Source organism: Actinomadura rugatobispora (assembly GCF_042656285.1).
GTDB lineage: Bacteria > Actinomycetota > Actinomycetes > Streptosporangiales > Streptosporangiaceae > Spirillospora > Spirillospora rugatobispora.
Genome location: NZ_JBHSON010000088.1, coordinates 1 through 20,110, shown reverse-complemented (window position 1 = coordinate 20,110; position 20,110 = coordinate 1). Strand labels below are relative to the sequence as shown.

Genomic DNA, 20,110 nt, shown 5'->3' with positions numbered 1-20,110 from the left:
GCGGGGCATCGCTATGCGTCCGGTTCCTCCACCAGGCGGCTGAGGAGGTCGCGCAGCGCCTCCTGATCGCGCTCGGGCAGGTCGAAGACCTCGCCGGCGGTCTTGGCGATGTGCGCGTCGAGGGCCGCGCGCCTGCGCTCGCCCTCCTCCGTGAGCACCAGCTGCTTCACCCTGCGGTCCCTGGGGTCGGGTCGCCGCTCTACCAGGCCGCGCCGTTCCAGGCCGTCGACGATGCCGGTGACGTTGGAGGCGTCGCAGGCCAGCATGGTCGCCAGCTCCCGCATGGGCACGGGGGCGCGCAGGCTGGCCAGGGCCTGCGCCTGGGCGGGCGGCAGGCCGAGGTCGGTGTGCGCCGCGTCCAGCCCGCCGCGCAGCCGGGCGGTGAGTCGGAAGGTCAGTTCCAGCAGTTCCTGGCTGATCGGTCGGTCCGGTGCCGGCGGCGTGCTCATGTCCCGATCATAGGCAGCCGTTGGCGATACCGAATGTTGAGGTTCTCAAGCATTACCCTTAGGGTGGTCAATAGTTGAGATCCTCAATAATCGATGACTTCAAGGAGGGTGCCATGGTGGCGGAACGCAGCCGGACCGCCGGAACGGGCGCGCGGCGGCGCGGCCGGGTGATCGCCGTGGCCGCGACGGTGCTCGCGGCGGTGCTGGTGTGGCTGGTCGCGGTCGCGGCCGGCCAGGACCTGGTGGTCGCGCAGCCGGGACGGGAGGCGCAGGAGGTCGACGTGGTGCCCGTCCTGCTCTTCTCGCTCGTCCCGTCGCTGCTGGGCTGGGCGCTGCTGGCGGCGCTCGAGCGGTTCGCCGCCGCCCGCGCCCTGGTCGTCTGGACGGCCGCCGCCCTCGTGGTGCTGCTGGTCTCCTTCGTCCCGCTGCTCCAGGTGGAGGCCGCCGGGTCCACCAAGGCGACGCTGGCGCTGCTGCACGTGGTGGTGGCCGCGGTCCTCGTCCCGGGCTTCTGGCGCACGGCCGGGCGCCGGGAGCCCGCGGCGGCCGGGGGTTAGCGGCCGCGCCCGCCGGCCGGGCGCGGGGGCGTCCGGCCGGTGGGGCGCCGGGCCGGTGTGCTAACCTAGCAAGCGCTTGGTAAGTAGGGTTGCCCGCCGTGGCCTTACTCACATGGGGTGGGGAATGCCCGGCATGGCACACTGGTTGGCAGCAGTGAACGCGTGCTCCGGGGTCGGTGAAATTCCGAACCGGCGGTGACAGTCCGCGACCCGGCCGAAGCCATCGGCCGGTTGACCCGGTGGAACTCCGGGACCGACGGTGAAAGTCCGGATGGGAGGCAGCGCGCCGTACGCCCCTGTTCGGGGCGTTGCTCGACGTCACGACCCCCCGGAGCCTTCGCACGATGAAGGAGGCCCGGGAGATGTTCACCGGTATCGTCGAGGAGCTCGGCGAGATCGTGGCGATCGAGCCCGCGGGCGACTCGGCCGCGATCACCATCCACGGCCCGCTGGTCACCGAGGACGCCGTGCACGGCGCCTCGATCGCCGTCAACGGCGTCTGTCTCACCGTGGTCGAGGTCAAGGACGGCGCCTTCACCGCGGACGCCATCAAGGAGACCCTCGACAAGTCGAGCCTGGCGGCGCTGCGCCCCGGCTCCAAGGTCAACCTCGAACGCCCCGTGCGCCTCCATGACCGCCTCGGCGGCCACCTGGTCCAGGGCCACGTCGACGGCGTCGGCGAGATCCTCTCCCGCGAGCCCGGCGAGCGCTGGGAGGTCGTCACGATCTCCCTCCCCGGGGACCTGAGCCGCTACCTGGTCGACAAGGGCTCCATCACCGTCGACGGCATCAGCCTCACCGTGGTCGAGGCCGGCGCCGACCGCTTCAGCGTCGCGCTCATCCCCACCACGCTCGCCCTCACCACCCTGGGCCACAAGAAGCCCGGCGACCCGGTCAACCTCGAGGTCGACGTCGTCGCCAAGTACGTCGAACGCATGCTGGGCGACCGGACATGAACGTCCTGAACGCGGGCTTCGAGGTCTTCGGCGAGCACATCCTCTGGACCGACCTCGTCGGCAACGTGCTCTCCCTCGCCGTGGTCTGGCTGGCCATGCGCAAGACCCTCTGGACCTGGCCGGTGCAGCTGACCGGCGCCGCCCTGCTGCTGGCCGCCTCGCTGCACGCCCACGTCCCCGGCAACGCGCTCAAGCAGGTGCTGTTCATCGGCCTGGCCGTCTTCGGCTGGTGGAGCTGGACGCGCGGGCGCCGCGACGGCCAGGGGCTGCTGGCCATCCGCCCCGCCACCGCCCGCGAGCGGATCGTCCTGCTGACCGCCCTGGTCGTCGGCACCGCGGTGGTGGCGCAGCTGTTCACCCACATGGACTGGCTGAAGATCGCCTGGTCGCCGTGGGCGAACGCCTACATCTTCGTCGGCAGCGCGGTGGCGACCTTCGCCCAGAGCCGCGCGCTGGTCGACTTCTGGATCGTCTGGGTGCTGGTCGACCTGGTCGGTGTCCCGCTGGCGCTGAAGTCGGGACTGTACGTCTCGGCCGCGGTGTACGGCGTCTTCTTCGTCATGGTGATGATCGGGTTCCGCGACTGGCACCGGGAGGCCCGGGCACAGAACGCGCAGAACCCCCGACACGAGGCGGTGGCCGCGTGAGCACGAACGGTGTGGGCATGGGAACAGGCAACGGCAGCGGCGGGATCTTCGACCCGATCGAGGAGGCGGTCGCCGACATCGCGGCGGGCCGCGCGGTCGTGGTGGTCGACGACGAGGACCGGGAGAACGAGGGCGACATCATCTTCGCCGCGGCGAAGGCGACGCCCGAGCTGCTCACGTTCACGATCCGCTACACCAGCGGCGTGATCTGCGTGCCGATGGAGGGCGGTGACCTGGACCGGCTCCAGATCCCCCTGATGACGGCGCAGAACACCGAGCGGATGCGCACCGCGTACACCGTCAGCGTGGACGCCCGCGACGGCGTCAGCACCGGCATCTCCGCCGCCGACCGGGCGAAGACGATCAGGACGCTGTGCGACTCGGCGACCGAGCCGTACGAGCTGGTCCGCCCCGGCCACATCTTCCCGCTGCGCTACCACGAGGGCGGGGTGCTGCGGCGGCGCGGGCACACCGAGGCCGCCGTCGACCTGGCCCGGCTGGCCGGGCTGGCGCCCGCCGGGGTGCTGGCCGAGGTGGTGAACGAGGACGGCACCATGTCCCGGCTGCCGGAGCTGCAGATCTTCGCCAAGGAGCACGGCCTCAAGCTGATCTCGATCGAGCAGCTGGTCGAGTACCGCAAGCGCACCGAGTCGCTGGTGGAGCGGGTCGTGGAGACCCGCGTGCCGAACCGGTACGGGACCTGGCGCGCGGTCGGGTTCGCCAGCGCCATCGACGGCGGCGAGCACGTCGCGCTGGTCCACGGCGACCTCGGCGACGGCACCGACGTGCTCGTCCGGGCGCACTCGGAGTGCCTCACCGGCGACGTGCTGCACTCCGACCGCTGCGACTGCGGCACCCAGCTGGACGCCGCCATGGAGCGCATCGCCGAAGAGGGCCGCGGCGTCGTCCTGTACCTGCGCGGGCACGAGGGCCGCGGCATCGGCCTGCTGGCCAAGCTGCGGGCCTACGCGCTGCAGGACAACGGCTCCGACACCGTCGACGCCAACCTGGAGCTGGGCCTGCCCGCCGACGCCCGCGAGTACTCCAACGCCGCGCACATGCTGCGGGACCTGGGCGTGCGCTCGATCCGCGTGCTGACCAACAACCCCGCCAAGCTCAAGGGCCTGGAAGGCTTCGGCCTCGAGGTGCTGGGCCGCGAGGGCATGCCGGTCGTCGTCACCGAGCACAACCGCCGCTACCTGACGGTCAAGCGCGACCGTCTCGGACACCAGATCGAGGGGCTCTCATGAGCGGCGGAGCCGTTCGGGGGGTCCGGGGGACCGCCCCCAGGGAGGAAACATGAGTGGAGCGGGGCGTCCCGAGGACACCACCGTCGACGCCGGGGGCCTCACCCTCGGCATCGTCTGCACGCGCTGGCACGGGCACATCACCGACCGGCTCCTGGAACGCGCCCTGGACGCGGCCCGCGCCTGCGGGATCCGCGAGCCGGTCGTGGCGCGGGTCGCGGGCGCGCTGGAGCTGCCCGTGGTGGCCCAGCAGCTGGCCCGCGACCTGGACGCCGTGGTCTGCCTGGGCGCCGTGATCCGCGGGGAGACGGCGCACTTCGACTACGTCTGCGACTCGGTCACCTCCGGCGTGACCAGGGTCGCCCTGGACGAGGCCACCCCGGTCGGCAACGGCGTCCTGACCTGCGACGACCTGGACCAGGCGATCGCCCGGTCGGGCTTCCCCGACAGCAAGGAGGACAAGGGGTGGGAGTCGGTGGTGGCCGCCCTGGACACCGCCCTCACGCTGCGCCGGCTGCGTTCGGCGGCGGCCGTGTGAGGCGGTGCGGCACGCCGGTGGACGGGCCGGTCGGCGGAACCCCCGCCGTGACCGCGTAAGATCTGGGATGGACGGCGCGCCGGTGGACCGGCGCGGTAGGAACCGCCCGCCGGCTCGACCGGCGGGGGCGCACCACGGGATGGGAGGCGACGGTGGCCGCACCCGACATGGCACTGACCCTGCGAGGCGAGCGGCATCACGGTCACGCCGGGCATCGCGCGGAGCATCTGGGCTCCTGACGCAGTCCCCGGTTTCCCGAACGCAACATCCCGTCACGAAAGGTTTCCCCGTGCTGTCTCTCGTCCTGCCCAAGGGCTCCCTGGAGAAGGCGACCACCGCGCTGTTCGACGCCGCCGACCTGACCGTCCGGCGCGCCTCCGATCGCGACTACCGCGCGCAGATCGACGATCCGCGGATCGACCGGGTGCGGGTGCTGCGCCCGCAGGAGATCCCGACCTACCTCGAACAGGGCCTGTTCGACCTGGGCATCACCGGCCGCGACTGGATCACCGAGACCGACTCCGACGTGGTCAGCCTCGGCGAGCTGAAGTACTCCAAGGCCACCAGCAACCCGGTCCGGGTGATCATCGCGGTGCCGGAGGACGCGCCCTGGCAGCAGGTGTCCGACCTGCCGGAGGGCGTGCGGATCTCCACCGAGTTCCCGGCGATGACCCGCCGCTTCCTCGACAAGCACGGGGTGAAGGCCAAGGTCGTCCCGTCCTACGGCGCCACCGAGGCCAAGGTCCCCGACATCGTGGACGCGATCGTCGACCTCACCGAGACCGGCTCGTCGCTGCGCAAGAACGGTCTGCGCATCCTCGACACGCTGCTGACCAGCTACACCGAGCTGGTCGCCAACCGCGAGTCCTACGAGAACCCCGAGAAGCGGGCCGCGATGGAGGACATCGCCCTCCTGCTCCAGGGCGCCATCCGCGCCCGCGGCAACGTCCTGCTCAAGCTGAACATCGCCGACTCCGACCTGCGGGCGGTGCTGGACATCATGCCGTCGATGTCCTCGCCCACCGTCACCCCGCTGGCGGGCGGCGAGAAGCACGCGGTGGAGAGCGTGGTCGCCAAGCGCGGGGTCAACACGCTGATCCCGGCGCTGAAGGCGGTCGGCGCGCACGACATCCTCGAGATCCCCATCTCCAAGATCGTTGACTGACATTCCCGGGCTGCCGGTGGTGTGGCGCCCCCGCACCACCCGCGTGGTCGCCTACGCGACGGCGGGCGTGATCGTGCTGGGCATGGTCCTGCTCGCCGTCGTGGTGGCGCCCCAGTTCAAGGTGTTCGACCGGATCCTCATGGTCGGCTTCGGCCTGTTCCTCGGCTGGGTCCTGCACATGTTCGCGCGCTGCCGCGTGGTGGCCGACCGCACCGGCGTCACGATCGTCAACGCCTTCCGCACCCGCCGCCTGGAGTGGGCCGAGGTCGTGGACGTGTCCATGTCCAGGGGCGAGCCGTGGCCCACCGTCGACCTGGCCGACGGCACGTCCATCGGCGCCATGGGCATCAACGGCACCGAACGCGTCCTGGCCGCCCGCCAACTCGACGAACTCCAGGCGCTGGTCCACCGCCACGGCGAAGCCCCCGACCCCATCTAGGCCCCGGCCCTCGCGCTCCTGACGGCGGCGTTAGGGGTCAGGTGGCGGTGAGGAGGGTCACGGTGCCTGCGGTGATGAGGGCGGCGGCCCATAGGCGGTCCAGGTTGAACCAGGCCCTTCTCAGGATGGTCAGGCCGACGATCTCGTAGACGAGGACGGCGATCAGGCCCGCGGTGGCGAACATGGCCAGGGTGTGGACGCCGGTGATGAAGACGGCCGCCGACAGGTCGCTCGTGGCGGCGCCGTGGTGGTGATGGGGCGCCGGGGCGGTGGTCAGGACGGGCAGGATCATCAGGCCCGCGCCGTGGACGGACGACATCAGGAACGACCACCCGGCCAGCTGCCACAGGGAGAGGCGCATGCCGACCCAGCGGAAGTGGCGCCGCGACAGCAGCCGGTAGAGGCCGAAGCCGACCAGGACGACGCCGCCGACGATCGCGATGATCTGGGTGGTGGCGATGGAACGGGTCAGGGAGACCAGCACCGCCACCAGGCCCACCGAGGCGGCGTGGCCGGCGGCGATGGCCGGCAGGGACTGCAGGACGCGTGCGCGGCTGCGTTCCTGCAGTCCCCGGGCGACCGCGAAGAGCCACCCCATGGCGGGGTTGAGGCCGTGGAAGGCCCCCAGGGCCACCAGTGCGGCCAGCGAGCCGTTGGTCACGGGTAGCAGTAGGAGTCGGACGAGGCGTCCCCGCCCTGGAGCCGGACCTGGTGCGGGCGGAGGCCGCGGAAATCATCCCCGTGGGGGAAGAAGCGCTCGTCGAAGGTGAACCCCTCGGGTGTGGAGTCGAGCTTGGCCATCCAGGCGCCGACGCCGTCGGGGTAGAACTGGTCGTCCCACGCGCCGTACAGGGAGTTGGTGACGTGGACGCGGCGGCCGTCGCGGCTGACCTCGACCATCTGCGGGCCGCCCGCGAGGGGCAGGCCGGGCGCCGCCGGGTGCGGCGTGCGGTCGACGATGCCGCCGATGCGGACCGACCCGGCCTCGACCGGGGCGAACGGATCGGTCACGTCGTAGCGCTTGAGCTCCCCGGTGCCCCAGCACGACACGTACAGCCACCTGTCGTCGACCGAGAGGTCGATGTCGGTGATCAGCGGCGGCACGGCCCCGAAGGGCTGGATCACCGGTGGGAGCCGCGAGGGGTCGGCGGGTTCGGCGGGGACGGTGATGACCTTCTCGGCGGCCCAGGCGTCGCCGTCGCGGTGCCAGGCCCAGACCGAGGCGGACAGGTCCTCGACGCTGACGACGACGCTCGCGAAGCCGTACTGCTGGGTGGGGTCGTGGGCGGGCCGCACCTCCAGGACCATCTGTTGATCGTCGCCGAGGTCGACCGTCTGGACGTGGCGGCGCTTGCGCAGGTCCCAGAAGTGCAGGGCGTGGCCGTACTCGCGGCCGAGGAGCTGCTCCGCGACGACGCCGTCCTCGAGCATGGACGGGGTGCCCCACTCGGAGCTGACGAGCACGTCGTAGGCGATGTGCCACCAGGCGTCGTAGGCGAAGTACTGCGGGCCTCTGTCGACCTCCCAGCGGCCCAGGACCTCGAACGAGTTGTGGTCGAGGAGGGCGATGCCGCCGGGGCCGTCCTGGCCGTCGGCGCCGCCCAGCGCGGTGAGGTAGAGGCCCTCGGGGCCGCAGTGGACGGTGTGGGGCCGCGAGTAGCCGGCGTGCTCGGCCAGCTCGTCGGCCTCCAGGACCTTGACGACCTGGGGCGAGGCGGGCTGCTCCTTGGTGTCGATGATGTAGACCCTGGAGGAGCGAATGCCGGGGACGATCAGGTAGCGGCGCTCGACGTGCGGGTGCGGCGCGTACGGGCACAGGGCGCTGCTGCAGGCGTTCCAGCCGAAGTGGTGGAGTTCGTCCCCGGTGTAGGGGAGGTCCGTCCAGCCGACGACGTCCCCGTAGGTGGGGGAGGCGTCGTCCACGTCGAGGACGGCGACGGCGTCGGGTTTCGCGGCGGCGCGGTCGAAGGCCACCACGTAGGCCAGCTTCTCGGGGGGCGCGCCCGCCGCGTCGCGGGGTGAGGCGTAGAAGGTGGGGTCGGGCGTCCAGAGTGCCATGAGAGCTCCTCCCACTGCGCCGTGGGAGTCTCACCGGCGGGTCAGACGAGCGTCACAGGATGGCGGACCACGGCGCCGAACAGATAGCCGAACGTGTTGTACGGGGCGGTGTCCGGTTGCGTCGCGCCGGTCTCGTCGGTGGCGCGCGCCAGTAGTTCGTAGCGTCCGGTGGTGCCGGGACATCGCCACGGATATTCCCACCGTACCCAGCCGCCGGGTGCGTCAGCCCCGTGGATCCTGGCCCGGTGCCAGGTGGCGCCGCCGTCGGTGCTGATCGAGACGTGGCGGACGCGGCCGTTGCCCGACCAGGAGCGGCCGTGCAGCACGTGCGTGCGGCCCCGGGTCAGCGTGGCGTCCCAGGGGAGTTCGAAGGCGCTCTTGACGTTCATGCGGGTGAGCGGGGCGCTGCCCTCGGGCGGGTGGCCGGGGCCGAAGAGGCGGTAGAAACGGGTGTTCCAGGGGGAGTAGAGGGGCTGGTCGGAGACCTGGATGTCGCCCAGCCACTTGATCGACGCGATCCCCACCCAGGAGGGCACGACCAGCCGGACGGGGTAGCCGTGGTCGGGCGGCAGGGGAGCCCCGTTCATCTCGTAGGCGAGCAGGACGTCCTTGAGCGCCTTGGCGACGGGTAGGGGGCGGCGGACGCGGCCCAGGTTCTCGCCCCTGTCGATGTACTCGTCGTCGAGGCCGCGGGGGAGGAGGTCGACGGCCTCGCGGGTGAGCCCGGCGCGTTCCAGGACGGAGGCCAGCCGTACGCCGCGCCAGTGCGCCACGCCCACGGCGCCGAGCCGCCACGGGGTGCCGGAGACCTTCTGGCCCTGCTGGCTCGTGTAGAAGCCGCGGCCGTTGCCGGTGCACTCGATGAACGCGGTGATCGTTTCGGCGCGCATGCCGAGCAGGTCCTCGTAGGAGAACTCGACCGGGCGGGCCTCGGGCGGGGCGCCGTGCAGGCCGGTGCCCCACAGCCGCAGTCTCCAGGTGCGCGCGTCGATCAGCGGCGTGGAGACGTGGTTGCGGACGAAGAAGCGGTCGGCTCGCGTGAGGTACCCCTGGCCGCGCATCGCCTCCCAGCGGGTCTCGGCGTTGGTGCCGTGCTGGACGAAGAGTTCGGGCGGCAGCGGCTTGACGATCCCCGCGGCCGTGGCGGCGGGGCCGGTGGACGCGGCGGCGCGCGGGGCGGCCGCGGTGCCGGCGAGGGCGGCGCCGAGGCCCGCCCCGGCGGACAGGCGGAGGAGGCCGCGCCGGGAGGGCCGGCGCAGGCCCTGGAGCGGGTCGCGCGCGTTCGCGCGGCCCAGCTCGCGGGCCGTTTCGTAGGCGGTCTCGCCGGTGAGATCGTCCGGGTTCATGGACCGATGGTCGTCAGCGCCGCACCGGAAGTCAACTTTCCCTACTCAATTAAATGGCTTTATCTCCGGACTTTTCGGGGCATCCGTCAGTGAGAGTCCGTCCGCGAGGTGAGTAGCCTGTGATCGTGGGTGACAGGACGGCCGCGGCCGCGTTCGACATCGCAACCCCGGCGGAGCTGGCGGGCCTGCTCGACCGGCACGCCTACCTCTGCGACGACGGCCTGGCCACGGCCGGCTTCCTCGCGCTGCGCATGGGGCGGCCCCTGTTCCTGGAGGGCGAGGCCGGGGTCGGCAAGACCGAGCTGGCCAAGACCCTCGCCGCGGTGCTCGGCGCCCCCCTCATCCGGCTCCAGTGCTACGAGGGCCTCGACGCCTCCCAGGCCCTGTACGACTGGGACTTCCCCCGCCAGCTCCTCCACCTGCGCGCCGCCGAGGCCGCCGGGGTCACCGACGTCGCCCGTCTCGAGGGCGAGCTGTACGACCGCCGGTTCCTGATGGCGCGGCCCCTGCTCCAGGCCCTGGAGACCGCCCCCAGCGTCCTGCTGGTGGACGAGATCGACCGGGCCGACGACGAGTTCGAGGCGTTCCTGCTGGAGGTGCTGAGCGACTTCACGATCTCCGTGCCGGAGCTGGGCACCATCCGCGCCGAGCGGCCCCCGGTGGTCGTGGTCACCTCCAACCGCACCCGCGAGGTGCACGACGCGCTCAAGCGCCGCTGCCTCTACCACTGGCTGGAGCACCCCTCGTTCGACCGCGAGGTGGCGATCATCCGGCGCCGGCTGCCGGACGCGGCCGGGCGGCTGGCCGGGCAGGTGGCCCACGCCGCGCAGCGGCTGCGCGCCGCCGACCTGCTCAAGCCGCCCGGTGTCGCGGAGAGCCTGGACTGGACGGAGGCGCTGGTGGCGCTGGGCGTCCGCGAGCTCGACCCGGAGATCGCGGCGGTGACGCTCGGGACCGTCCTGAAGTACCGCGAGGACCAGGAGCGGGTGGTCGCCCAAGGTCTCGACGCCCTGCTCAACGGGGGGTGAGGATGCCCGGAGCGGCGCTCCCCGGCGGCGGCCCCGCCGTCCAGGGCAGGGACGTCACCGAGACGATGGTGGGTTTCGCGCGGACGCTGCGCGCCGCCGGAGGCGCCGCCGACCCCGAGCGCGTCCAGGCCATGCTCCGCGCCCTCGACCACCTCGACGTCCTGGACCGCGCGGACGTGTACTGGGCGGGACGGCTCACGCTGTGCGCCGACCCCGACGACCTGCCGCGCTACGACCGGTGCTTCGCGGCGTACTTCTCGGGCCTGACGGCGCGTCCGGGCCGCCGCACGCCGCCGCCGGTGGTCGTGCGGCACGTGCCCGTGGTGGCGCCGGGCCCGCCGGGCGAGGGCGAGGACGATCCGGGCGAGGTCCGGGTCGCCACCGCCAGCGGCGTCGAGGTGCTGCGCGAACGCGATGTCGCCAGGCTGGGACCGGAGGAGCGCGCCCAGGTCAACCGCTTGATCGCGGTGCTGGACGCGGCGACCGAGCGGCGCCGCTCGCGCCGGTTCGCGCCCGCCCCGCGGGGCCGTCTCGACCCGGGCCGCACCGTCCGGGAGACGCTGCGGCGCGGCGGCGAGATCTCGCTGCTGCGGCACCGCGCCCACCGCACCCGGCCGCGCCGCGTCGTGCTGCTGGTGGACGTCAGCGGCTCCATGAGCCCGTACGCCGACGCGCTGCTGCGGTTCGCGCACGCCGCCGCCCGCTCGGGCGGGGGAGGCCGCCCGGTCGAGGTGTTCAGCGTCGGCACGCGCCTGACCCGGCTCACCCGCGAGCTGCGGCACCGCGACCCGGACTCGGCGATGGCCGCCGCGTCCGCCGCGATCCCCGACTGGAGCGGCGGGACCCGGCTGGGCGAGGAGCTGAAGGAGTTCCTCGACCGCTTCGGCCAGCGCGGCATGGCCCGCGGCGCCATCGTGGTGATCGCCTCGGACGGCTGGGAGCGCGGCGACGCCGGGCTGCTCGGCGAGCAGATGGCCCGGCTGCACCGGCTCGCCCGCCGGGTCGTGTGGGCCAACCCCCACAAGGCGCGTCCCGGCTACGAGCCGCTGACCGCCGGGATGGCCGCCGCCCTCCCGCACATCGACGACTTCACCTCCGGGCACAGCCTGGCCGCTCTGGAGGACCTGGCCCGCCTGATCGGAGATCCGCATGCGTGACGTGCTCGACGACATCGCCGCCTGGTTCGCCGCGGGGGAGACCTTCGGCCTGGCCACGGTGGTCAACACCTTCCGCAGCGCGCCCCGTCCGGCGGGCGCGTCCATGGCCGTGTCGCCGTCGGGGGAGGTGACCGGGAGCGTGTCCGGCGGCTGCGTCGAGGGCGCGGTGTACGACCTGGCGCAGGAGGTGATGGAGTCGGGGCGGCCCGTCGTGCAGCGCTACGGCGTCAGCGACGACGACGCGTTCGCGGTCGGCCTGACCTGCGGCGGCATCCTGGACGTGCTGGTCGAGCCGGTGGGGCCCGCCACCTTCCCCGAGTTCGCGGACGTGGCCGCCGCGATCGCCGCGCGGGAGCCGGTCGCGGTCGCCACCGTCGTGGCGGGGCCGGGCGACGTCGGCGCCCGCCGCGTCATCTGGGCCGACCGGGCGAGCGGGTCGCTGGCGCCGGGCGCCGCGTACGCCGGCCGGCTCGACGCCGCGGTCGACGACGACGCGCGCGGCATGCTCGCCCAGGGGCTGACCGGCCAGCGCCACTACGGCCGGGAGGGGGAGCGGCGGCTGGACGAGCTGGCGGTGTTCGTGCACTCGTTCGCGCCGCCGCCGCGCCTGCTGGTCTTCGGCGCGATCGACTTCGCCGCCGCGGTGGCCCGGGTCGGCAAGTTCCTCGGCTACCACGTGACGGTGTGCGACGCCCGCCCGGTGTTCGCCACGCCCAAGCGGTTCCCGGACGCCGACGAGGTCGTGGTGAAGTGGCCGCACAAGTACCTGGACGGGACCGCGGTGGACGAGCGGACCGCGATCTGCGTGCTCACCCACGACCCGAAGTTCGACGTCCCGCTGCTGGAGGTCGCGCTGCGCACCAACGCCGGGTACGTCGGGGCCATGGGGTCGCGCCGCACCCACGACGACCGGATGAAGCGGCTGCGCGAGGCGGGGCTGACCGAGGGCGAGCTGTCCCGGCTGCGCTCGCCGATCGGGCTGGACCTGGGCGCCCGCACGCCCGAGGAGACCGCCGTGTCCATCGCCGCCGAGCTGATCCAGCTGCGCTGGGGCGGGTCGGGCCGTCCGCTGACCGACACCGAGGGCAGGATCCACGGCGACGTCCACGACCCGGAGGGGTGAGCGGGCTACCCTCGCCTGATGACGGTGCTGCGCGGAGCGGAGAACCCGGCCGGCGTGCTGCTGGCGGCCGGTGAGGGCAGCCGGCTCGGCCGGCCCAAGGCGCTGGTGGAGCTGGACGGCGAGCGCCTCGTCGACCGCGGCGTGCGGACGCTGCGCGAGGGCGGCTGCTCGCCGGTGCTGGTGGTCGCGGGCGCCGCGCAGGTCGAGGTGATCGGGGCGGTCGTGGTGCCCAACCCCGGCTGGCGCACCGGCATGGGCTCCTCGCTGCGCGCGGGGCTGGCGGCGCTGCCGCCGGGCTGCCCGGCCGTGGTCGTGGCGCTGGTCGACCAGCCGCGGGTCACGCCCGAGGCCGTGCGGCGGCTGATCGAGGCGTACCACCTGGGGGCCCGCGTCGCCGTCGCGTCCTACCACGGGCGGCCGCGCAACCCGGTGCTGATCGCCCGCGAGCATTTCGCGGCGGCGGCCGAGGCGGCCGAGGGCGACGCCGGGGCGCGGTCCTTCCTGCGCGCCCATCCGGAGCTGGTGACGCCGGTGCCGTGCGCGGACGTGGCCGCGCCCGACGACATCGACACCCCGGCCGACCTGGAGGCGTTCACCCGCTCCGAGGGCTGACGCGCGTCAGCCGAGCCCCTCGGTGACGGCGCGCTCGTAGGCCAGCAGCGTGTCGACGAACATGCGTCGCTGCTCGGGCGTGAGCGGTTCCAGCGCGGTGCGCCACGCGCCGGCGCCCTGCGCCAGCCAACCCTTGATCGACTCCAGGTGGGCGTCGGCGATGCTGACGATGGTGCGGCGCCGGTCGTCGGGGTCCTCGCGGCGCTCCAGGATGCCCTGGCGGCTCAGGTCGCCGACCATCAGGCTGGCGGTGGCCGGGGCGATCTCCAGCCGGGCGGCCAGCTCGTTCACGCTCATCGGCCCGTCGAACAGCAGGTAGGACAGCAGCGACAGGTGGCGCGGGGCCAGGTCGAACGAGCGCAGCTCGGCGGGGACCTTGATCCGCTTCACCCGGCCGACCATCCGCGGCATGAGCAGCAGCATGGTGCGGATGCCGTCCTCCACCCCGAGCCCCGCGGGCAGGGGGCGTTCGTCCGTTGACATACCTGGGCAACCCCAATAGCTTTGTTTCTAAAGTAGCTTTGTCTCTCAAGCAAAACCACTGTCCCGTACAAGGCTTCAGGAATTCAGGATAAGGGGGCGCCCCATGGCCGAAGAGTTCTCGCCGGCGGAGTTCAACCGGGCGATCATCGAGGAGTTCCGCGCGAACGGCGGCCGCGTCGGCGGCATGTTCGAGGGCGCCACGCTGGTGCTGCTGACCACCACCGGATCCGGCACCGGGAGGCGCCGCACCAGCCCGCTCACGTACATGCCCGACGGCGACCGGATCCTGGTCTTCGCCTCCAACGCCGGCGGACCCGGCGACCCCGCCTGGTACGGCAACCTGCTCGCCGACTCCCGCGTCACCGTCGAGATCGGCACCGACGACGGCACGGGCGTCGAGACCTACGCCGCCACCGCGCTACCGCTGCACGGCGAGGAGCGCGACCGGCTCTACACCCTGCAGGGGGAACTCGTCCCCGCCTACGCCGAGTACCAGCGGATGACCGAGCGGGTCATCCCGGTCGTGGCCCTGTACCGCGCGGACTCCGCACGGTCGCTGGCCCTCGGCGACGTGATCGTCCAGGCGCACGCCACCCTGCGCGCCGACCTGGCCTCGCTGCGCGAGGAGGTCGAGGCGTACCTCACCGGCGCCGAACGCGGCGAGCGCCCCGAACCCGACGCGGCCGCCCGGCTGCGCACCCACTGCGTGGCCTTCTGCTCCGCCCTCGGCGAGCACCACGACGGCGAGGAGAACCGCGGCTTCCCGCCGCTGCGCCGCCTCCACCCCGAGCTCGGCCCCGTCCTGGACCGCCTGCGCCGCGAGCACGCCCAGGTGGCACGCCTGCGCGCCGAACTCCAGGAGACCCTCGACGGCATGGCCTCCGCCGACCCGGCCACCGTCCGCGCCCAGTTCGACCGCGTCACCGCCGACCTGGAGGCCCACTACGCCTACGAGGAGAGCGAACTGTTCACCACCCTCAACACCCTCACCCCCGCCGACTGGGCAGGGCCGACCACCGGCTGACCCGTCAGCGTTCGACGGACGCGGGCAGTACCGTCTCGTCCAGGGCGCCGCAGTCGACGGCCCGCTGGAGACGGGCGGTCAGGGCCTTGATGGTGGCGGGCTCGTCCAGGACGCCGCTGTCCTTGGCGGCGGCCTGCTCGTGCCAGGCCCGGACGCGGCCGATCACCTCGTCGACGCCGGTCAGGTGGTAGGCGTACACGGCGGCGTAGCGGCTGGGCAGGTGCGCCGGGTGCAGGTCCCAGCCCTGGTAGAAGCCGTGCCGCAGGGAGTGGCGGACGTGCGCGGCGTGCACCGCCCAGGTCTCGTTGACCTCGTCCGGCCCGTCGTTGCGGGGGATCACGTTGGTGGAGCCGTCCGACAGCCGGACGCCGGTGCCCGCGAACGCGACCTGCATGGCGTGCCGGGCGAAGTCGCACGCCGGGTGGTCGAGCCGCTGCTGCTCGGGCGGCAGGCCCAGCGCGGCGGTGTAGTCGAACACCCCGAAGTGGGCCGCGGTGAGCCGTTCGCCCGCCGCGCGGGCGATGGCGCGCAGCCCGATCCGGCCGTCCGCGTCGATGATCGCCTCGGTGGTCTCCACCTGGATCTCGAACCGCAGGATCCCGGAGGGCAGTCCCAGCGCGTTCTCCAGGCGGTCGAGGTAGTCGACGAAGAGCGTCACATGCTCGGCCGTGAGCACCTTGGGGAAGGTGATGGTGAACCCGCCGGGCAGCCGCCCGAGCCGGTCCCGCAGGGAGGTCAGGAAGCCGTCCAGGGTCCGCATCGCCCGGTCGTGGCCGCCGTCGGCGAACGACTTGATCCGCAGCCCCCAGTAGTGCGGCAGCCCCTTGACCTGGTACGCGGCGGCGACGGCCTCCACCACCTGGGTGATGTGGGCGTCCTCCTCGTCGTCGGAGCGGACGCCGTAGCCGTCCTCGAAGTCGATCCGCACGTCCTCCACCGGCTCGCCCGCCAGCTTGGCCGCCACCCGCTCGCGCACCGGCCCGGCGATCTCCGGATCGAGGCCGAACGCGGTGCCGAACGAGCCCGCGCCGGGCGTGTGGGTGTTGAGCAGCCGCAGCGCCTCGGCGCCGAAGTCGGCGGGCGTGGAGCGGGAGAACCGGTCGGCCGGGACGTACACCGTGTGCACCGGCTGCCGCCCCGTGGCCGGTCCCGGGAACTGCTCGCTGTGATCGTCGCGGACCGCGGTGATCCGGGCGGAAAGGTCATCGAACGAGGGGACGCTGAGGTTCACTCCGACATGATCCCCCAAGATCCGCCCGCGTGGGCACCCGGTTCGAGGTCGATCACGTCGATTCCGGTGGCGAACGCGTTCGGCGGGCAGGTCATCGGCTCGGCGCCCAGCCCGCGCCGCCGCCGGTCGCCCGGCGCCTGGTCGGCCGTGTAGACCTCCAGCCACGGATGCGCCGCGTCCACCCACAGGGCGGTGGTGCGCCCGCCGCCGGTCAGCCGGATCCAGGCCCGGCCGTCGGCGTCGCGGCGCAGCCCGGTGAAGGCGTTGTCGATGCTCTGGCCGCCGAGCTTGCGCCCGTCCCGCAGGTCGTAGGGGGTGCCGGCGACGTCCTCGGGCGGCCCGGACGGGATCATCCGGTCGTCGACCGGCAGCCACCGGTCCGCGGTCACCGTCACCGTGCAGTCGTCGATCGGCTCGTCCACGGTGAGGTACGGGTGGGCGCCGTGCCCGTACGGGGCGGTGCGGGTGCCGGTGTTGCGCGCGGAGACCGTGACGGTCAGGCCCCGCTCGGCGTCCAGCGCGTAGGCGACCTCCAGGTCGAGCCGGTACGGGTAGCCCGCGTGCCCCATCAGCCGGTGCCGCATCCGGACCCGGTCGCGTTCGCGGTCCGCCTCCGTCCAGGTGGCGTGCCGCACCAGCCCGTGGATCGCGCAGTCGTTCTTCGGCTCGGACAGGTCGAGCTGGTGGATGCGGCCGCCGTAGGCGTACCGGCCGCGGTCGATCCGGTTGGGCCACGGCACCAGCACCTGGCCGAGCGCCACCGGCACGGGCTCGTCGGCGCCGTGCGACAGCACCAGCGGGCGGCCCTCGCAGGTCAGCTCGCGCAGCCCCGCGCCCGCCTCGGTGACGACCGCGCGGTACGGTCCGGCGGCGATCTCGTACTGGGCGCCGGTGATCGGCCCGCCCGCGTCCGGCACCCCGTTGATCGACTCGGTCATGCGCCGAAACTACCCGGCCGCGACCTCGTCTCACGCGCCTTTCGGGGCAGCGGGCGCCGGGTCCCCGCCGTCCTCGGCGAGGGCGTGCAGGGCGTCCCGGAACACGTTCGCCGGCGGCGACACCAGCCCCGCCCCCACCTGGCCCGTGCCGGCCTCGCGCCCGGCGATGCCGGTGTCGATCACCGGGAGGATCCCGGTGCGCACCACCCGGGCGACGTCGACGCCCGCCGGGGTGCCGCGGAACGAGAGCAGCGGGATCTGCAGCGCCGGATGCTCGGCCAGCGTGATCTCGTACATCCGCTGGGTGGCGGCCAGCGCGTCGGGCACCTCGCCGCCCACGAACCGCACGATCGCCGGCGCGGCGGCCAGCGCGAACCCGCCCACCCCGGCGGTCTCGGTGATCGCCGAGTCGCCGATGTCGGGATTGGCGTCCGCCGGGCCGTAGTCGCCGAGGTAGAGGCCGTCGGGCACGCCGGCGGGCCCGGTGAACCAGCGGTCGCCGGTGCCCGACACCTGGATGCCGAAGTCGGTGCCGTTGCGGGCCATCGCCACGACCATGCTGGAGCCGGGCACCCCGCGGGCGGCGTCGGCGGCGGCCTTGGCGGCGGCCATCGCTGGGTTGAGGAAGAAGTGGTCGTTGCCGGCGGCGAAGCGCAGCGCCTCGGCGACCCGGTCGCGCGGCGCGTCCGCCTCGGCCAGGTCGGCGGCCAGCTCGCGCAGCAGCAGCGAGCTCGCCGCCCGGTTGCGGTTGTGCAGCTCGTCGCCCATCTGCAGCGCCTGCGCCATGATCGCCAGGAGGTCGAGCGGGCCGTGGCGGCGGACGGCCGAGCGCAGCACGGGCCCCAGCACCGCGCCCATCCAGCGCAGCCGCTCGATCACCTCGGGGCCGTACGCCCCGTACCGCAGGACCTTGCCCAGGCCCTCGTTCAGGGAGCAGCAGGCGGTGCCGCCGTGCTCGGCGTCCTCGACCACCAGCATCCACATGGACGGGCTCACCACGCCCGCCATGGGGCCGACGGCGCCGTGGTGGTGGCACGGTTCCAGCGTCGCCGCGCCCCGTTCCAGCGCGCGCTCGGCCTCCTCCGGGGAACCGGCGAGGCCCTCCAGGAGCATCGCGCCGACGAGCGCGCCGCGCATCGGCCCGGACGCCCGCTCCCACTCCAGGGGCGGGCCGGCGTGCAGGAACGCGCCGGGCTCCAGGCCCAGCACCTCCGCGGCGGGACGGACGTCGACCAGGTGGGGGCGGGCGCTGAGCATCCGCCCGACCGCCAGCTCGTTGGCCTCGGCGTGCCCCGGACGGCCCAGCACGGCGGCCAGCGCGCCCTCGGAGCCCTCGGGCGGCGGCCGCCAGTCGACCGCCTCCACCGGGACCGCCTGGCGCTCCAGGGACTCGGCCAGCACGCCGATCCCGGCCGCCACGACGCTCGGCTCTCGGGTGAGCAGGCCGCCGAGCCGCGGCCGGGATTCAGTCATCGGCGCCCTCCGTGCCCTCGCCCGTTCCTGGCGTGCCCTCGCACCACCGGATCGCGTGCCGTGCCGCCTCCGCGTTGGAGGCGAACACCGACGCGCCCGCCCCGCTCAGCGCCGCGGCCTGCGCGTCCCGTCCCTGCGGGTCGGCGGGCGTGCCGCACAGCGACACCGTGACGGCCAGGTCGTCCCGCCGCTCCAGCGCGGCGGCGATCGCGGGGGCCAGCGCGGCGGCCGGGTCGGGGTCGGCCCCGTACCCCAGGACGACGTCCAGCAGCAGCATCCCGCACCCGGGGTCGGCGGCGTGCCGGGCGACCGCCTCCAGCCGCAGCGCCGGGTCGATCATCGGGTGGGCGCGGCCCCGGGTGTAGGCGTCGTCGCCGAAGTCGACCAGCAGGTGCCCGCGCGCGGCCGGGTCGCCGCCGGTGGCCGCGGTGATGATCGCGGCGGCCTCGTCCCGCAGCGTCCCGCCCGAGAACAGGCCCCGCAGCCCGCCTGCGCCCCGCCGCGGCGCGAGCCGGGACGCCGGCCAGCGGGGCCAGGGCGGCACGGACCGGCCGAGCCTCTTCAGCGCCCGCTCCACGGCCCGGGTCAGATCGTCGTCGGGGCCGGGGAAGGCGAAGACCACCGGGGTGACGAGCCGCCGCGCGGCCTCCCGGACCAGATCGGCGACCTGCGGCGCGGGCGGCTTGGACACCAGCACGATCAGCTCGGTGCCCGGGTCGGCGTCCAGCGCCGCCAGGGCCGCCAGCGCCGACCGCCCGCTGACCTCCACCGACAGGTCGCGGCCGCCGACGCCCAGCGCGTGGCCGACCCCGACGTCGGCCGCGTCCAGCAGGCACATCACCTGCTGGGCGCCGGTGCCCGAGGCCGCGACCAGGCCCACCGGGCCCGGCCGGACGGCGTTGGCGAAGCCCAGCCCGGCGCCGCCGACCAGCGCCGTGCCGCAGTCGGGGCCCATCACGATCAGGCCGCGCCGGGCGGCGGCGTCCTTGAGCGCGATCTCCTGCTCCAGCGGCACGTTGTCGCTGAAGATCATGACGTTGAGCCCGGCCGCCAGCGCGTCCATGGCCTCGGGGACGACATGGGGGCCGGGCACCGACACCAGCGCGATCCCGGCCTCGGGGCGCCGCCGGGCGGCCGCCCCGGTCGTCCGCGCGGGCGGCGCCGCGCCCGGGACGCCCTCGGCGGCCGTCCCGCCCCGCCGCTCGCGGGACGAGCGCAGCAGCTCCTCCAGCGTGCCGCGGGCGGCGTCCAGCGCGGGATCGTCGTCGGCGCGGATCGCCACCACCAGGTCGGCGGGCCCCGCGCCGGCGGGCACCTCGAAGCCCATCCGGCCGAGCAGTTCCAGGTTCAGCTCCGTCGCCATGGCGGCCATCGCCCCGGACACGCCGGCGGCGTCCCCGACCTCCCGGCTGACCCGCATCAGGGTCACCGAGTCGTGGTACGCCCCCCGCCGCACCTCGACCCACCGCCTCACGGCGCCTCCTCGCCGGGGGACCCGCCCGCCGACTCGTCGTTCACGCCGACACCTTCTGCGCGCCCCGGCGGCCCGCCCCGCTCCGGGCGGCCTCGCCGCGGACGGCCCCGCCCCGGGCGCCGGCGATGCCCAGCCGGAAGGCGGGCAGCGCCAGCGCGGCGCCGC

21 protein-coding genes and 1 riboswitch are annotated in these 20,110 nt (G+C 74.0%); of the genes, 12 read left to right on the top strand and 9 right to left on the bottom strand.

From position 1 onward, the window contains the following. Positions 1–11: 11 nt before the first annotated feature. Positions 12–449: a MarR family winged helix-turn-helix transcriptional regulator gene (locus ACFPZN_RS43205; RefSeq protein ID WP_378288464.1), complete on the bottom strand. Its 438-nt coding sequence runs from the start codon at positions 447–449 to the stop codon at positions 12–14. A gap of 113 nt (positions 450–562) precedes the next feature. On the opposite strand from ACFPZN_RS43205, the gene ACFPZN_RS43200 reads away from it, so the two are divergent. The 7 genes from ACFPZN_RS43200 (at position 563) to ACFPZN_RS43170 (ending at position 5,998) form a co-directional block, all read left to right on the top strand. Beyond that, positions 563–1,006, top strand: a complete 444-nt coding sequence (locus tag ACFPZN_RS43200; protein ID WP_378288462.1) for a DUF6069 family protein — start codon at positions 563–565, stop codon at positions 1,004–1,006. 158 nt (positions 1,007–1,164) lie between these two features. Further along, a riboswitch (FMN riboswitch) is annotated at positions 1,165–1,295 on the top strand. 73 nt (positions 1,296–1,368) lie between these two features. Continuing rightward, positions 1,369–1,962 carry a riboflavin synthase gene (locus tag ACFPZN_RS43195; protein WP_378288518.1) on the top strand — a complete coding sequence of 198 codons (594 nt, stop codon included), beginning with the start codon at positions 1,369–1,371 and terminating at the stop codon, positions 1,960–1,962. Continuing rightward, the gene (gene pnuC / locus ACFPZN_RS43190; protein ID WP_378288460.1) at positions 1,959–2,609 is read left to right on the top strand and encodes a nicotinamide riboside transporter PnuC; all 651 of its coding nucleotides are present in this window, start codon (positions 1,959–1,961) and stop codon (positions 2,607–2,609) included. Before ACFPZN_RS43195 ends, pnuC begins: the two co-directional genes overlap by 4 nt. Positions 2,610–2,626: 17 nt before the next feature. Further along, positions 2,627–3,859: a bifunctional 3,4-dihydroxy-2-butanone-4-phosphate synthase/GTP cyclohydrolase II gene (locus tag ACFPZN_RS43185; protein ID WP_378288458.1), complete on the top strand. Its 1,233-nt coding sequence runs from the start codon at positions 2,627–2,629 to the stop codon at positions 3,857–3,859. 49 nt (positions 3,860–3,908) lie between these two features. Then, on the top strand, positions 3,909–4,394 hold the full coding sequence (ribH, locus tag ACFPZN_RS43180) for a 6,7-dimethyl-8-ribityllumazine synthase (RefSeq protein ID WP_378288456.1): 486 nt from the start codon (positions 3,909–3,911) through the stop codon (positions 4,392–4,394). 289 nt (positions 4,395–4,683) lie between these two features. Beyond that, entirely contained in the window at positions 4,684–5,559 is an 876-nt protein-coding gene (gene hisG, locus ACFPZN_RS43175; protein WP_378288454.1) for an ATP phosphoribosyltransferase, read from the top strand. Continuing rightward, positions 5,552–5,998: a PH domain-containing protein gene (locus ACFPZN_RS43170; RefSeq protein ID WP_378288452.1), complete on the top strand. Its 447-nt coding sequence runs from the start codon at positions 5,552–5,554 to the stop codon at positions 5,996–5,998. The genes hisG and ACFPZN_RS43170 overlap by 8 nt, the downstream gene beginning before the upstream one ends. Positions 5,999–6,035: 37 nt before the next feature. Here ACFPZN_RS43170 and ACFPZN_RS43165 read toward each other — a convergent pair whose 3' ends face one another. From ACFPZN_RS43165 to ACFPZN_RS43155, 3 genes are read right to left on the bottom strand one after another with little or no spacing between them, the layout of a single operon-like run. Further along, positions 6,036–6,659 carry a hypothetical protein gene (locus tag ACFPZN_RS43165; RefSeq protein WP_378288450.1) on the bottom strand — a complete coding sequence of 208 codons (624 nt, stop codon included), beginning with the start codon at positions 6,657–6,659 and terminating at the stop codon, positions 6,036–6,038. Beyond that, a complete protein-coding gene (locus ACFPZN_RS43160) occupies positions 6,656–8,056 on the bottom strand; it encodes a selenium-binding protein SBP56-related protein (protein WP_378288448.1) in 1,401 nt (466 codons plus the stop codon). Before ACFPZN_RS43160 ends, ACFPZN_RS43165 begins: the two co-directional genes overlap by 4 nt. 41 nt (positions 8,057–8,097) lie before the next feature. Next, positions 8,098–9,402: a sulfite oxidase gene (locus ACFPZN_RS43155; protein ID WP_378288445.1), complete on the bottom strand. Its 1,305-nt coding sequence runs from the start codon at positions 9,400–9,402 to the stop codon at positions 8,098–8,100. Positions 9,403–9,527: 125 nt separating this feature from the next. On the opposite strand from ACFPZN_RS43155, the gene ACFPZN_RS43150 reads away from it, so the two are divergent. The 4 genes from ACFPZN_RS43150 to ACFPZN_RS43135 are packed head-to-tail and all read left to right on the top strand — an operon-like array spanning position 9,528 to position 13,322. Beyond that, positions 9,528–10,430: an AAA family ATPase gene (locus tag ACFPZN_RS43150; RefSeq protein WP_378288443.1), complete on the top strand. Its 903-nt coding sequence runs from the start codon at positions 9,528–9,530 to the stop codon at positions 10,428–10,430. Positions 10,431–10,432: 2 nt separating this feature from the next. Further along, entirely contained in the window at positions 10,433–11,587 is a 1,155-nt protein-coding gene (locus ACFPZN_RS43145; protein WP_378288441.1) for a vWA domain-containing protein, read from the top strand. Then, positions 11,580–12,710, top strand: coding sequence for an XdhC family protein (locus ACFPZN_RS43140; RefSeq protein WP_378288439.1), 1,131 nt, complete (start codon positions 11,580–11,582; stop codon positions 12,708–12,710). The genes ACFPZN_RS43145 and ACFPZN_RS43140 overlap by 8 nt, the downstream gene beginning before the upstream one ends. An 18-nt stretch (positions 12,711–12,728) precedes the next feature. Then, a complete protein-coding gene (locus ACFPZN_RS43135) occupies positions 12,729–13,322 on the top strand; it encodes a nucleotidyltransferase family protein (protein WP_378288437.1) in 594 nt (197 codons plus the stop codon). 6 nt (positions 13,323–13,328) lie between these two features. On the opposite strand, the gene ACFPZN_RS43130 is transcribed toward ACFPZN_RS43135, so the two are convergent. Beyond that, positions 13,329–13,805 carry a MarR family transcriptional regulator gene (locus ACFPZN_RS43130; protein WP_378288435.1) on the bottom strand — a complete coding sequence of 159 codons (477 nt, stop codon included), beginning with the start codon at positions 13,803–13,805 and terminating at the stop codon, positions 13,329–13,331. 103 nt (positions 13,806–13,908) lie between these two features. Between ACFPZN_RS43130 and ACFPZN_RS43125 the strand changes: the two genes are divergently transcribed. Further along, entirely contained in the window at positions 13,909–14,829 is a 921-nt protein-coding gene (locus tag ACFPZN_RS43125) for a nitroreductase/quinone reductase family protein (protein ID WP_378288433.1), read from the top strand. A 4-nt stretch (positions 14,830–14,833) separates the two neighbouring features. Here the strand turns inward: ACFPZN_RS43125 and ACFPZN_RS43120 are convergent, their stop codons facing one another. The 4 genes from ACFPZN_RS43120 to ACFPZN_RS43105 are packed head-to-tail and all read right to left on the bottom strand — an operon-like array spanning position 14,834 to position 19,945. Beyond that, complete coding sequence (locus ACFPZN_RS43120; protein WP_378288431.1) at positions 14,834–16,060, bottom strand: DUF6986 family protein; 1,227 nt, start codon at positions 16,058–16,060, stop codon at positions 14,834–14,836. Continuing rightward, positions 16,057–16,998: an aldose 1-epimerase family protein gene (locus tag ACFPZN_RS43115; protein ID WP_378288429.1), complete on the bottom strand. Its 942-nt coding sequence runs from the start codon at positions 16,996–16,998 to the stop codon at positions 16,057–16,059. Before ACFPZN_RS43115 ends, ACFPZN_RS43120 begins: the two co-directional genes overlap by 4 nt. Before the next feature lie 30 nt (positions 16,999–17,028). Further along, the gene (locus ACFPZN_RS43110; RefSeq protein WP_378288427.1) at positions 17,029–18,471 is read right to left on the bottom strand and encodes a YlbE family protein; all 1,443 of its coding nucleotides are present in this window, start codon (positions 18,469–18,471) and stop codon (positions 17,029–17,031) included. After that, positions 18,464–19,945 (bottom strand): FdrA family protein, encoded by a 1,482-nt coding sequence (locus ACFPZN_RS43105; protein ID WP_378288425.1) that lies wholly within the window; start codon positions 19,943–19,945, stop codon positions 18,464–18,466. The genes ACFPZN_RS43110 and ACFPZN_RS43105 overlap by 8 nt, the downstream gene beginning before the upstream one ends. Positions 19,946–20,110 lie beyond the last annotated feature (165 nt).